Origin of the sequence: Enterobacter sp. Lyrl_3, from assembly GCF_051948675.1 — a bacterium.
In the GTDB taxonomy this organism is placed as follows: domain Bacteria; phylum Pseudomonadota; class Gammaproteobacteria; order Enterobacterales; family Enterobacteriaceae; genus Enterobacter; species Enterobacter cloacae.
Genome location: NZ_JAYJLI010000008.1, coordinates 42666 through 55807, shown reverse-complemented (window position 1 = coordinate 55807; position 13142 = coordinate 42666). Strand labels below are relative to the sequence as shown.

Sequence of the window (13142 nt, the reverse complement as noted above, 5' to 3'; positions counted from 1 at the left end):
TCTTTCTTTCTGTACATCAGTCCGTGATAGCAGGTGCATCATAAATGAACACCCATTGCTGCGCAATTTTTATACAGCGCTCAGGACTGATTAAATTTGAACAACGGTAACAGGTAACGTTGTGCCTCTTCCGTGATGGTCTCAAAGTATTCTGGCTCAAGCGTTCGCCATAACCGTTGATACCAGACATCATCGCCTTCACCACGGACCATCATGTTACCTTCCCAGGCCTGAACAAATTTACTCCGCGCTTTCTGCAGTGAAGCGTCATCCGTTAACATCGCATCATTCTGCGCGTCATAACAGGCTTTTATCCACGCCCCGCCACTTTCAGGCAGTAACAGCAGCGGCTTGTTCATCCCCTGACGGTAACCTTCAATGTACAAGGACAAGTAATGTAATGCCTGCTCCGGCTCCATTGGCGGGAAACGCCACTCGCCCTCCTTGCGTACAAACATCCGGCTTTCACCCTGGTTACCGCCAGCACTGTAGACAAGATGTTCGAGCCAGAGTTGCAAACCCTGCGAAACGCTCAGCATGGAAGGCCGCCAGCGCAGCAGCCCGTCCGGTTGAACCTGCGTCAGCCAGCCCGTCAGCTGGATACCGTTGCAGTTGAGGTCGATTTCGAGGCTTGTTCCCGGCTGTCGGCATTCGATAACACGCTCGGCAAGCGCCTTCATCTCTGTGCACTGCGCCTCCCAGACGATCTCCCCAAACGCACCATACGGTAATTGCCCCGCAGCGCGATAGCGGCGGAACAGTTTGTCAGCATCTTCCTGCTCCACCAGCGCATTCAGCAGCTGGAGGTTTAACTGATAACGTTCCAGCCCTTCCAGCGTAAACGGTTCTGCGTCAGGAATTTCGCTCTCTTCCGAGCGGAAATTTACCTGCAACCGCTGCTGGAAGAAGGCGCGTACCGGATGCGCCCAAAACCGCTGCAGCTGTTCGAAGGTCAGGGTTTCAATGGGCCGCGCGTCGAGCTCCTGAATGAAATCGCTGTGCGCCCTCCCCTCTTTCTTCGCCGCGGGCAGCCACTCCTGGGCATAGCTCTGCAATTCGCTGGCGACGTAGTTCATCGGGTCAAACGGCATACGGCTGTGACAACAGATGATATGCGCTTTCACCCGCTGGTCGCTCTCATCGCAGTTACGTTCTTCATCCCCCGGCAGGTAGTGGCTCTGTCCGATATAGTCCACCAGTTCCTGCACCAGAACAGAGGGAAAACGCTCGCTGTTGTCCTGAATCGACCGACCGATATAACTGATGTAAAGCTTGTTCTGCGCGGAAATAAGCGCCTCAAGGAAGAGGTAGCGGTCATCATCACGACGGCTACGGTCGCCCCGCTTTGGTGCCGGGCTCATGAGATCAAAGCCCAGCGGCGGCAGGGCTCGCGGATAAACACCGTCATTCATACCAAGCAGACACACCACTTTGAAGGGAATGGAACGCATGGGCATCAGCGTGCAGATATTGATCGGCCCGGCAAGGAAGCGCTGGCTGATACGCTCCTGATCGAGGCGCAGGGTCAATTCGTCCCGCAGAAGCGAAAGCGGGATCGCTTCGTTATAGTGGGAGTTCACCCCCTCATCGACTATCGCCTGCCACTGTGTTTCAATCAGCGCCATTGCGGCTTCCGTGTCACTGTCCGGCAGGAAGAAATCATTGAGCAGTTCCCGGCAAACCGGCAGCCACTCCTCCAGCGGACGCGGCTGCATTAGCGCACGTCGCCAGCGGTTAAGCTGCATCAGCAGTGAGGCTAAATGCCCGACAAGCTCCGCGATGAGCCCGCTGGACTCATCATAAGGCAGGACCTCGTTCCACTCGCCCTGGCTGCTTTCCATGGCATACCCCAGCAGCATACGCGTCAGACCAAACTGCCAGGTGTGCTGTCCGGTAGGGGGAAGCTCAAACTCCTGTACGTTGTCGTCATCGATCCCCCAACGTACGCCAGACTCGTTTACCCACTGACGAAGGTAGCGCAACCCCTCTTCGTTAATGTTGAAACGAGCGGCCAGCACGGGGACATCGAGCAATGCCAGGACATCTTCGGAAATGAAGCGGCTGTCGGGCAGTGACAGCAGGGTAACGAATGCCTGCAAGGCCGGGTGAGACTGGCGAGCCCGACGGTCAGAGATGGCATAAGGCAGGTAGCGCTCTCCCGTCGCACTGCCGAAAACGGCCTGAATAAAGGGGCTGTAGCTGTCGATATCCGCCACCATCACCACGATATCACGCGGTGTCAGGTCAGGATCGTCCTGCAGCATGGCGAGCAACTGATCGTGCAGGACTTCGACTTCACGCTGCGCACTGTGGCAAACATGCACCGTGATACTGCGATCGTCGGGATCCAGTCTCCGTTTCGTGTCGCTGCGTTCAAATTCTTCGGCCGTCACGCCCATCACCGCGCGATTTTCCAGATCCAGAATATCGGACTGGATATTGTGCAGCAGGCTGTCCGGCGTGATTTCAACAAACGCATCCACGTCGCCTTCGCCTGACGAGGTGATATCAGAGAGCATATGAATATAGTCCCGGCCCAGCTTGCCCCAAGAGGCAAGCAGCGGGTTTGGCAGGTTCTGAATGCCCTGCTCATCAAAAAGCTGCGCGGCAGAGGCACAGTCTTTAAACAAGGGCACCGTGCGTTCTTCAAAGAGACGTCGCCGCTGGCGCGTCACAAGCCGCGAAAGCCACCGGTCATCCTGAATGTCGCCCCAGTAATGGCGGCAGGGGTTAGTAAAGAGAATATGGATGTCGGTGTGTTTTCCGAGCGCTTTCAGCGCATCCAGATAGACGGGTGGCAAGGCGGAAATACCGCAGATAAATACGCGGGAGGGCAGCCGGGCCGGTCGGTCAGTGCTATTTTCCAGTATGGAGATGAACCGTTGGTAGAGGTTCGCACGGTGCCACTTGGGTTGACCCAGCTTTTCGGTATGCGCCACCAGCGCTTTCCACAGCGGCGCCTGCCAGACCTGCGCCTCCGGCAGACCTTCCACCAGCTCACCCACCTCCCAGCGAGTCAGCCATTCCGGACGATACACTAAATACTGGTCATAGAGATCCGCGGTACGTGATGCCAGCTGGAACAGCTTGCGTTTGTCGGTATCGTCATGCAGGTAGTGGCGCAGCATGGCAAACTCATCATGCGTGAGCATATCTGGCAAAAGCGCCATCAGCTTCCAGCTCATGCTCTGTTTGTTAAACGCGCTCTGCTCCGGGATGTCAGGCAACACGCGGACAAACATCTCCCAGATAAAGCTCGCGGGAAGCGGAAAATCGATATTCGCCGCGATGCCAAATTTACGGGAAAGCGACATCTGCAGCCATTGTGCCATACCGGTGCTCTGCACCAGCACCATTTCAGGCTCAAACGGATCGTCGAGCCGCTCGCGCTCAACGATAAATTCCATCAGCGCTTCCAGCACATCCAGACGATTTGAGTGGTAGACCCTTAACATAGACGCTCCCGACTACTGGCTAACCGGGCAATGCAGACGCGTCATCTCACCGCGTCGACCCAGAGGAGAAATAAGTGTAACCGTGATGCTGACACATCCAGACTGCGTTGTCTGCATCCGGTTTATCTGCCAGCCTGCTGGCAGAGCACCAGCATCCATCTGCGACTGCGTCCAGGCGATGTGCCAGAGCTGACGATACTGGCTAAACAGGGCAAAGCGGGAAGCCAGCGCCCGGTGATAGCCGGACAGCGCCGTTACGATCGCCACCAGCAGCAGCATCGCCAGCAACACATCGACCATGCTGAACCCCTTTTCATTCTTTACGGCAACCGACATAACGCACGCTCCTTTAGCGGGCAAAAATCACTCCAGCCATGAGGTAAAAAGCGTATGTGCCCGTTGACAATCTCCCCGCCACGCCAGAGCAACAGCTCTCCATCTCCAGCGATGAGTAACACCTGCGACTCATTCAGTACACGCATACAAACACGTTGCGTTTGTCTCTGTTTGCACTGTACATCAGGCTGCAACGACCAGTGCTGAACGCGCCCCCACTCCAGCGCAGACTGCGTGACTGCCTGCTGCTGGATGGCGCGGCTCTCGTCGCCAACCAGCATGGTAAATGTTATGAGTTGCTGGTTAAGGCCGGTCAGGATCAGTGTGCCTAACACCAGTAACAGCAGAACCAGCGTCAGTGAGGCAATCCCATGCTGGCGGCTCACAAGTTAAACCCCGTAACGCCATAGCGAGCCTGGTAAGGGGCAGTGTGCTTATCATTCACCCCGCTGGCGGACAGCTCGAGATATAACGCTGGCGCAAATCCCGGATGCTCATGTTTACGTACCACAAATGTGTGGATCATAAGCCGGGCTGGGTCGGTAAGCTTCTCCCATCCTTTTCCTTCACACCCCGTCGCGCCACGCAGGGTTTCCAGCGCGCCTGATTCCAGACGAAACCCCGTACTTTCGTTATCCGATGCTGAGGTGTCCCAGGTGCCGTTACTGTTTGCATCCCACCGGACAATCACACAGCGTCCCTCCCTGCCGATGGTCAGGCTCTGCCCCTGACAATTACCCGCGCAATACCCCGCGCGCTGTAACTGCTTGCCAATCGCGAACAGGCGTTGCCAGATCTCTTCTTCACGCTCCTGCGCCCTGGATTGCAGCAAAACTGCCCGTTGCAGCTCCGGTAAAAAACGCGACGTGCTGAGTAACAGAATGCTGCTGATCGCCATTGCAACCAGCACCTCTGTAAGTGAGAAGCCGTGCTGGTTCATCGGCATGCATTTTCCCCTGTAACAGTGCACATCCTGATACGCCCTCCGTTTGAGACGACAATCATCCATTCTCCTGCCCTGCTCTGTACCCGTATCCGCCCTGCCCACGCCGTGTCCCTTAATCCGTAGAATCCTAATGAAGGCGTAACCTCCCTTAGCACGACGTCAGGCCACAACGGTCTGAGCACATACGGGCTATTGTTCTCACAGCCCTGCACTGCAGAGCTCATCAAACAGGCGCCTCTGTCGTCCTGCTGAAGCGTGATCAGGTGGTCACGGTTGTGACGATTGGCATCGTTTCGCAGAAACACCAGATAGTCGCGGACCTGACAGGCGACCTGCCACAACCTCTGCCGCTGTTGCCAGTTGTCCCAGCCGGCGAGCCCTGTCGCGCTGAGGATAATAACCAGCGAAATGGCAACCAGAGTTTCGATAAGCGTAAAGCCGTGCTCTTTTTTCATGCCGGGAGTGTGGCGAAACGCCGTGAACATGACGAGCCGCAATTCGGGGTTTTACGAGGCGTTATCCAGAGAATGTTATCCGTTGCAGCGCGTTGCACGCCGACTGGATAACGCCTCGGGGAACAGAGTACAGACGAAAAAAAACCGGCGCGTAAATGCGCCGGTTATGTAACGATTTGCTGTATCAGATTGCGACAGGCGCTTTGATGCCCGGATGCGGGTCGTATCCCTCAATCTCGAAGTCGTCAAAGCGGTAATCGAAGATCGATTCCGGTTTACGTTTGATAATCAGCTTCGGCAGTGCACGCGGCTCACGGGTCAGTTGGAGATGCGTCTGTTCCATGTGGTTGCTGTACAGGTGCGTATCCCCACCGGTCCAGACAAAATCGCCCACTTCCAGATCGCACTGCTGGGCCATCATATGTACTAACAGCGCATAGCTGGCGATGTTAAACGGCAGGCCGAGGAAGACATCGCAAGAGCGCTGGTAAAGCTGGCAGGAGAGTTTGCCATCAGCCACATAGAACTGGAAGAACGCATGGCACGGTGCCAGCGCCATTTTATCCAGCTCACCCACGTTCCAGGCAGAAACGATAATACGGCGCGAGTCCGGGTCGTTTTTCAGCTGGTTCATCACGGTGGTGATCTGGTCAATATGGCGGCCATCAGGCGTTGGCCACGCACGCCACTGCTTGCCGTACACCGGGCCCAGATTGCCGTTTTCATCTGCCCATTCATCCCAGATGGAGACGTTGTTTTCGTGCAGATAGGCAACGTTGGTATCGCCTTGCAGGAACCAGAGCAGTTCATGAATGATCGAGCGCAGGTGGCAGCGCTTTGTCGTCACCAGGGGGAAGCCTTCTTGCAGGTTGAAGCGCATCTGGTGGCCAAAAATGGAGAGCGTCCCGGTTCCGGTACGGTCATTTTTCGGCGTGCCCTCGTCGAGCACTTTTTTCATCAATTCAAGATACTGTTTCATGGTTCCTCAGGAAAGTTGTTGCTGTGGACGACGACGATACGCCCAAATCATCATAATGGCACCCGCGACGATCATCGGAATGGAGAGGATTTGCCCCATGCTGATGTACTGTACCCACTCGCCGGTGAACTGCGCATCCGGCTGGCGGAAGAACTCAACGATGATACGGAACGCACCGTAGCCAATCAGGAACAGGCCGGAGACAGCCCCCATCGGGCGCGGTTTGCGGATAAACAGATTCAGGATGATAAACAGCACCACGCCTTCCAGCGCCAGTTCATAGAGCTGAGACATGTGACGCGGCAGAACGCCGTACGTATCAAAAATGGATTGCCATTCAGGATGAGACGGCAGCAGCGCCAGGTCTTCTGCGCGCGAGCCCGGGAACAGCATAGTAAAGGAAACGCTCGGGTCGACACGTCCCCACAGCTCGCCGTTAATGAAGTTGCCCAGACGACCAGCCCCCAGACCAAAGGGAATCAATGGCGCGATAAAATCCGATACCTGGAAGAAGTTGCGTTTGGTGCGTTTGGCAAAAATCACCATCACCAGAATCACACCAATCAGGCCGCCATGGAAGGACATCCCCCCGTCCCAGACGCGGAACAGATAGAGCGGATCGTTGAGGAATACCGGGAGGTTATAGAACAGGACATAGCCAATACGCCCACCAAGGAACACACCGAGGAAGCCCGCGTAAAGCAGGTTTTCGACTTCGTTTTTGGTCCAGCCGCTGCCAGGACGACTGGCGCGACGGCCAGCCAGCCACATAGCAAAAATGAAGCCCACCAGGTACATCAGACCGTACCAGTGAAGCGAAACGGGTCCTACTGAGAAAATGACCGGATCAAATTCCGGAAAATGCAGATAACCACTGTTCATCTGTCACCACAAGATGTTGTTATTCCGCTGAAAGTGGACAGCGGTAGAGATGCGCCCCGGCGGTCAGCAGAGGCTCCAAAGTTGCGAATCATAGCACAAGGCGGACGCGGAGGATGCGCCAGAGATGTAAAAGATGTGTATAGAGGATGGTGTGGGATGTTGCCCTCTTCCACGGGGCTGAGGGATCCCCACAGAAAAAGTGCGCACGTACGGCTTCCTCTCCTCCTGGGAGAGGGCTGGGGTGAGGGGGAACATACAGCGCTGGTGGTCATTCTGAGAGCAGCGTTATTGCTTCTGTTTATGAATCATTGTGGCCCCCTCAGCCTACAGGTAGAGAGATAAAAACTTCAGCGGCCACCGCGGATCAGGCCGCCCATGCCACGTCGCTCCATAAACGCGGCGACCTGATGACGCACTTCTGTTGCCAGCTGTGCTTCAAGACTGCGCTCGGCCAGCTCGCGGGCATCCTCGATGTCAATATGGCGCAGCAGGTACTTCACACGTGCGACAGCGCGGCCGTTCATCGACAGATGGCGATACCCCAGGCCGATGAGGATCGCAACGCACATTGAATCCCCGGCCATTTCGCCACACAGCCGCAAATCGATACCGTATTGTTCCGCTTCGCGGGCAATCATCGCCAGCGCCCTAATGATAGCCGGATGCAGGCTGTCATAAATACTGGCAACACGCGTGTTGTTACGATCGACAGCCAGAATATACTGCGTCAGATCGTTGGTCCCGACAGAGATAAAGTCGACCCGGTTCGCCAGCTGCGGCAGCATGAAGACCATGGAAGGCACTTCGAGCATCACCCCGATCCGCGGTTTGGGGATCGCGTAACCGATCATCTCTTCGACTTCACGGCCTGCACGTTCGATCAACCGTCGCGCTTCGTCGATCTCATCAATGCTGGTGACCATAGGCAGTAAAATGCTGAGGTTCCCGGTCGCCGCATTCGCGCGCAGCATGGCGCGCACCTGGATCAGGAAGATCTCAGGCTGATCCAGCGTAATGCGGATCCCACGCCAGCCCAGGCACGGGTTTTCTTCACTGATTGGCATATACGGCAGCTGTTTATCCGCCCCAACGTCCAGGGTACGCAGGGTAACCGGCTTGTCGTTAAACATCTGCAACATGCCCTGATACTGTGCGACCTGCTCCTCTTCTGAGGGAAAGCCGCTTTGCAGCATGAACGGGATTTCAGTGCGATATAAGCCGATGCCATCAATGCGGCTGCCGAGCTTCTCTTCATGCTCGGGGCTTAACCCTGCGTTGAGCATAACTTTGATGCGCTCGCCGCTTTTGAGCTGTGCAGGCAGGTCGACGTCATCTTCCGCCAGCTTGCTTAATTCATTCTCTTCACTGATAAGGCGCTGGTATTCCTGGAGCAGGACCGGCTCAGGATCGACCAGGAGCTCACCGCGATAGCCATCCACCACCAGCGTGCGTCGGTGCAGCACCGAGGGCTGAATATCGGCCCCCATAACGGTGGGGATACCCAGGGCACGAACCATAATAGCCGCATGGGAGTTAGCTGCGCCATCGCGCACCACCACACCTGCTAGCCTGTCCTGCGGCAGCTCCGCCAGCGTGGTCGCGGACAGTTCATCGGCAACCAGCACAAAGCGTTTTGGCCAGGCATTCGGCCCCTGGATCGTGTCATCAAGGTGGAACAGCAGACGCTGACCGAGTGTACGTAAATCTCCCGCACGCTCTTTCAGGTAACCGTCTGTCAGTGCGGCAAATTGCTCAGCAAATTTTTCGATGACCTTTTTAACGGCCCATTCCGCTACGGCACCTTTATCAACCTCGGCAAAAAGCTCACGGCGCAGACGTGCATCGGAGAGCAGGTGGGAATAGAGGTCAAAAATGGCCGCCGTCTCTTTTTGCGCCCCGGCGGCAAAGCGTTTGCTGTAACGCCGAAATTCGTTGGCTGCCTCTTCCAGCGCCGCGGTGAGGCGCTCGCGCTCAAGCGCTTCATCCAGCGTTGAGGCTTCGTACACCTGTTCCATCAGCGGCAGGGTGGCGTCCATCCAGCCTTCAGCAATCGCCACGCCAGGCGAGGCCGGCAGCGCACGAATACGCGTGTGGCGGTACTGCCCAAACAGGGCGGCAAGCTGAGACTGAGAGAGGATCGCAGCCATCTGCGTGGCTAGCGTCACGAGGAAAGACTCTTCGCTTTCGTCATACTGACGCAGTTCGCGCTGCTGAACGACCAGTACGCCAAGCAGTTGACGACGCTGGATGATCGGTACGCCCAGGAAGGCGCGGAAACGCTCTTCTTTTACGGAGGGAATGTATTTAAAGCTGGGGTGCTTTTGCGCGTCGGCAAGGTTGATGGGTTCAGCCAGTCGCCCCACCAGGCCTACGATACCTTCATCAAAGGCGAGCGTAACGGTACGACCACGTGGTTTTTTTAAACCACGGGTCGCCATCAGGTAGTAGCAACGTCGGTCATGATCGGCCAGATACACCGAACAGACTTCAGTTTCCATCGCAAGACAGATGTCAGTGACCAGAATATTCAGCGCCTCGTTCAGACGAGGCGCACTGGCCACTTTCTCGACTATTTCTCGCAAGCGGGTGAGCATGATTTGCGTAGCTTAACCTCTTTTACGTCGCCAGGCAGGTGCGCTCTGCGGCTTAGGCGGGATCTCCTGAAGCTGCATGACAACACTTGCGAACTCTTTCATCACCCTACGGTAAACATCGCGTTTAAATGACACGACCTGACGAACAGGATACCAGTAACTCACCCAGCGCCAGCCATCAAACTCCGGCGTACTGCTGGTTTGCATATTGATATCTGAATCGTTGCCCACCAATTGCAACAGAAACCACTTCTGTTTCTGGCCGATACAAACCGGCTTTGTGTCCCAACGCACCAAACGTTTCGGTAACTTGTAACGCAACCAGTTGCGGGTCGAAGCCAGGATGCGAACATCTTTTCGGCTTAAACCGACCTCTTCAAACAGCTCCCGGTACATCGCTTGTTCTGGGGACTCCCCTGGGTTGATCCCGCCTTGCGGAAACTGCCAGGAGTGCTGACCATATCGCCGGGCCCACATCACCTGGCCCTGACGATTACAAATTACTATTCCTACGTTCGGGCGGTAGCCATCGTCATCAATCACCGGACTACCCCAAACTAAATCTGATATATGAATGATTGTTTCACACTACAGGGAGGCGGTAAACCACTCTCTTACAGGCCTGCAACCTAATAACATTTGAATAACTCACAAATATGCGCAGAGTTATAAACAGATTAGCGGCAACAAGGGCAATTTTATTCACCTTTTCTGTGGATATAGTTGTGAAGAAGTGTGGAATTACCGATGAACAACCTGACGAGCCCCTCGCTACACCGTGTCACCCGCTGAAAACATTCCTATAATTTTCATTTAATTAGCTCTGTTTTTAGCGCCCCAGGAAGGAATTACGTGACGATCATCACACCTGGGATCGTTATGCTGATGAAAGATCGAACAGCGTCGGTTTTATCCACAGATTGTGCCAATAAGTTAGGCACAATTTGTGTGAAAATTCGATTTTCGTCGCACGTCAAGGCTGTAAATTGAAACAGTAGTCAGGGTTATTCCCAGTTATCCCACTTTTCTGTGGATAACATGGTGTAAGATCCTGTTTATTGTCAGTGACCAGAATTGGACAACCCGTTTTTCGTTTCATAAAGAACGGTCTGGCATGACTAAAAAAACCTAAAAATCATGCACATGGCATATTCGTACAGAAAAAGTTAAACTCTATCCACAGGGGATAGTTTCTTAGTTTATTTTTTAATCAAAAGGTTGCCGTCATGCTTGCGCTCTCACCCATGCTTTCTCCGCCAACAAGCGAAGCCCAGCTGCTTGGGCAGGCCCAGCGTCTGGCGGGCTTTTCGCTTGGCGAACTGGCAGCGATGGCAGGGTTGCCGATCCCAAAGGATCTGAAACGGGATAAGGGCTGGATCGGCATGTTGCTTGAGCTGTGGCTGGGGGCAAGTGCGGGGAGTAAACCCGAGCAGGATTTTGCGGCTCTGGGCGTTGAGCTAAAAACCATTCCCATAGACCGTCTGGGAAAGCCCCTTGAAACCACCTTTGTCTGCGTGGCGCCGTTAACCGGGAATACCGGCGTGACGTGGGAAACCAGCCATGTTCGCCATAAACTCAAGCGCGTACTCTGGGTTCCGGTTGAGGGTGAACGCCAGATCCCGCTGGCTGAACGCCGGGTAGGCGCACCGCTGCTCTGGAGTCCCGATGAAGATGAAGAGCGGCAGCTAAGGCTGGACTGGGAAGAGCTGATGGATATGATCGTCCTTGGGCAGGTAGAGCGCATCACGGCCCGACACGGAGAAGTTTTACAGTTGCGTCCGAAAGCGGCCAACAGCAAAGCCCTCACCGAGGCTATTGGCGCCAAGGGCGAACCGATACTCACGTTGCCGCGCGGCTTTTATCTCAAAAAGAACTTCACAGGTGCGCTGCTGGCTCGCCATTTCTTACTGAAAACATAGTTTTTTACTCATTTTGCGAACTATCAAACATAATCGACGGGGATTTAAGATTTTCCCCCTTTCTCCTTTCGATATATCAGGTTAATACTACACTATGATTTGATACGAGCCAGGTGAGGACGATAACGATGAAAAAATGGGCAGTGTTGATTTCAGCAGTGGGTTTAGCGTTTGCGGTATCGGGCTGTAGCAGCGATTACGTTATGGCGACGAAAGATGGCCGGATGATCCTGACCGACGGTAAACCTGAAGTCGACGATGATACTGGCCTGGTCAGCTACCATGACCAGCAGGGTAATAAAATGCAGATCAATCGCGACGAAGTTTCGCAGATTATCGAGCGATAAACAGATAAAGGTCAGTGGCTTGCTGGCCTTTTTGATTTTTTTCTTCCCCTTTTGCTTCCCCTCTGCCATGTTTATATTCCTTTGTCGGGAGGTTCCTGACGTGGTCTGTATTTCTAATGAAGGAAGCCGGCTATGCATTATCACCGTATCCCCCACAGCGCTCTGGAAATAAGCCAACTGGGGTTGGGCACGATGACATTTGGTGAACAAAACAGCGAAGCCGATGCCCATGCACAACTCGATTATGCCGTCAGCCAGGGCATTAACCTGATTGATGTTGCAGAGATGTACCCTGTACCGCCTCGTCCGGAAACGCAGGGGCTTACCGAAACCTACGTCGGCAACTGGCTCGCCAAACGCGGGAATCGCGAAAAGCTGGTTGTTGCGTCAAAAGTCAGCGGCCCCGCACGCAACAACGATGCCGGGATCCGTCCAAACCAGATCCTCGATCGCAAAAATATCCGCGCCGCGCTGGATGCCAGCCTGAAGCGCCTGCAAACCGACTATCTCGATCTCTATCAGGTTCACTGGCCGCAGCGCCCCACCAACTGCTTTGGAAAGCTGGGCTATAGCTGGAATGCGAGCGCCCCGGCCGTTACGCTACTGGAAACGCTGGAAGCCCTGGCCGAATGCCAGCGAGCGGGAAAAATCCGCTACATCGGTGTCTCTAACGAAACGGCCTTTGGCGTGATGCGCTATCTGCACCTGGCGGACAAACATGACCTGCCCCGCATCGTCACCATCCAGAACCCATACAGCCTGCTCAACCGCAGCTATGAAGTGGGTCTGGCCGAAGTGACACAATACGAAGAGGTGGAATTGCTCGCCTATTCATGTCTGGGCTTTGGTACGTTGACAGGGAAATACCTTAACGGCGCGAAACCTGCCGGAGCGCGTAACACCTTGTTCAGCCGCTTTACCCGATACAGCGGTGAGCAGACACAAAAAGCCGTGGCGGCCTATGTGGATATCGCGAAACGTCACGGCCTTGATCCGGCTCAGATGGCCCTGGCCTTCGTGCGTCGTCAGCCGTTTGTTGCCAGCACTCTGCTGGGCGCAACGACCATGGAACAGCTGAAAACGAATATCGAGAGTTTCCATCTGAATCTGAGCGAAGAGGTATTAGCAGAGATTGAAGCGGTGCATCAGGTATACACCTACCCGGCACCGTAATAAAAGCAAACGGCAACCTGGTTGCCGTTTTTAATGTTTGCCCCCTCTCCCATGGG

13 protein-coding genes are annotated in these 13142 nt (G+C 54.9%); 4 read left to right on the top strand and 9 right to left on the bottom strand.

Going from position 1 to position 13142, the window contains the following annotated elements; genetic code table 11:
* Positions 1–80: 80 nt before the first annotated feature.
* The 9 genes from recC to rppH form a co-directional block, all read right to left on the bottom strand.
* Entirely contained in the window at positions 81–3455 is a 3375-nt protein-coding gene (gene recC / locus VF709_RS15565) for an exodeoxyribonuclease V subunit gamma (protein WP_038420516.1), read from the bottom strand.
* 12 nt (positions 3456–3467) lie between these two features.
* Positions 3468–3791: a prepilin-type N-terminal cleavage/methylation domain-containing protein gene (locus VF709_RS15560; RefSeq protein WP_038420517.1), complete on the bottom strand. Its 324-nt coding sequence runs from the start codon at positions 3789–3791 to the stop codon at positions 3468–3470.
* Entirely contained in the window at positions 3776–4177 is a 402-nt protein-coding gene (locus VF709_RS15555; protein ID WP_038420518.1) for a DUF2509 family protein, read from the bottom strand. Before VF709_RS15555 ends, VF709_RS15560 begins: the two co-directional genes overlap by 16 nt.
* Positions 4174–4737, bottom strand: a complete 564-nt coding sequence (locus VF709_RS15550) for a prepilin peptidase-dependent protein (RefSeq protein ID WP_038420519.1) — start codon at positions 4735–4737, stop codon at positions 4174–4176. The genes VF709_RS15555 and VF709_RS15550 overlap by 4 nt, the downstream gene beginning before the upstream one ends.
* Positions 4728–5192, bottom strand: a complete 465-nt coding sequence (locus VF709_RS15545; protein ID WP_023620429.1) for a prepilin peptidase-dependent protein — start codon at positions 5190–5192, stop codon at positions 4728–4730. Before VF709_RS15545 ends, VF709_RS15550 begins: the two co-directional genes overlap by 10 nt.
* 184 nt (positions 5193–5376) lie before the next feature.
* The gene (gene thyA, locus VF709_RS15540) at positions 5377–6171 is read right to left on the bottom strand and encodes a thymidylate synthase (RefSeq protein WP_013098550.1); all 795 of its coding nucleotides are present in this window, start codon (positions 6169–6171) and stop codon (positions 5377–5379) included.
* A gap of 6 nt (positions 6172–6177) precedes the next feature.
* Complete coding sequence (gene lgt, locus VF709_RS15535; RefSeq protein WP_013098551.1) at positions 6178–7053, bottom strand: prolipoprotein diacylglyceryl transferase; 876 nt, start codon at positions 7051–7053, stop codon at positions 6178–6180.
* Between the two features lie 347 nt (positions 7054–7400).
* Positions 7401–9647, bottom strand: coding sequence for a phosphoenolpyruvate--protein phosphotransferase (gene ptsP / locus VF709_RS15530; protein WP_020689338.1), 2247 nt, complete (start codon positions 9645–9647; stop codon positions 7401–7403).
* A 12-nt stretch (positions 9648–9659) separates the two neighbouring features.
* Complete coding sequence (gene rppH, locus VF709_RS15525) at positions 9660–10190, bottom strand: RNA pyrophosphohydrolase (protein ID WP_013098553.1); 531 nt, start codon at positions 10188–10190, stop codon at positions 9660–9662.
* 442 nt (positions 10191–10632) lie between these two features.
* On the opposite strand from rppH, the gene VF709_RS15520 reads away from it, so the two are divergent.
* The 4 genes from VF709_RS15520 (at position 10633) to VF709_RS15505 (ending at position 13086) form a co-directional block, all read left to right on the top strand.
* Positions 10633–10779: a hypothetical protein gene (locus VF709_RS15520; RefSeq protein ID WP_223232820.1), complete on the top strand. Its 147-nt coding sequence runs from the start codon at positions 10633–10635 to the stop codon at positions 10777–10779.
* 94 nt (positions 10780–10873) lie between these two features.
* The gene (gene mutH / locus VF709_RS15515; RefSeq protein ID WP_013098554.1) at positions 10874–11566 is read left to right on the top strand and encodes a DNA mismatch repair endonuclease MutH; all 693 of its coding nucleotides are present in this window, start codon (positions 10874–10876) and stop codon (positions 11564–11566) included.
* A 128-nt stretch (positions 11567–11694) separates the two neighbouring features.
* Entirely contained in the window at positions 11695–11913 is a 219-nt protein-coding gene (locus VF709_RS15510; protein WP_013098555.1) for a YgdI/YgdR family lipoprotein, read from the top strand.
* A 132-nt stretch (positions 11914–12045) separates the two neighbouring features.
* Entirely contained in the window at positions 12046–13086 is a 1041-nt protein-coding gene (locus VF709_RS15505) for an NADP(H)-dependent aldo-keto reductase (RefSeq protein ID WP_149896964.1), read from the top strand.
* Positions 13087–13142: the final 56 nt, after the last annotated feature.

Excerpts from the sequence above, each read along its gene's own strand:
- thyA (WP_013098550.1), bottom strand. The coding sequence starts at position 6,171 with ATGAAACAGTATCTTGAATTGATGAAAAAAGTGCTCGACGAGGGCACG.
- ptsP (WP_020689338.1), bottom strand. The coding sequence starts at position 9,647 with ATGCTCACCCGCTTGCGAGAAATAGTCGAGAAAGTGGCCAGTGCGCCT.
- VF709_RS15560 (WP_038420517.1), bottom strand. The coding sequence starts at position 3,791 with ATGTCGGTTGCCGTAAAGAATGAAAAGGGGTTCAGCATGGTCGATGTG.
- mutH (WP_013098554.1), top strand. The coding sequence starts at position 10,874 with ATGCTTGCGCTCTCACCCATGCTTTCTCCGCCAACAAGCGAAGCCCAG.
- VF709_RS15545 (WP_023620429.1), bottom strand. The coding sequence starts at position 5,192 with ATGAAAAAAGAGCACGGCTTTACGCTTATCGAAACTCTGGTTGCCATT.
- VF709_RS15505 (WP_149896964.1), top strand. The coding sequence starts at position 12,046 with ATGCATTATCACCGTATCCCCCACAGCGCTCTGGAAATAAGCCAACTG.
- lgt (WP_013098551.1), bottom strand. The coding sequence starts at position 7,053 with ATGAACAGTGGTTATCTGCATTTTCCGGAATTTGATCCGGTCATTTTC.
- VF709_RS15510 (WP_013098555.1), top strand. The coding sequence starts at position 11,695 with ATGAAAAAATGGGCAGTGTTGATTTCAGCAGTGGGTTTAGCGTTTGCG.
- recC (WP_038420516.1), bottom strand. The coding sequence starts at position 3,455 with ATGTTAAGGGTCTACCACTCAAATCGTCTGGATGTGCTGGAAGCGCTG.
- VF709_RS15550 (WP_038420519.1), bottom strand. The coding sequence starts at position 4,737 with ATGCCGATGAACCAGCACGGCTTCTCACTTACAGAGGTGCTGGTTGCA.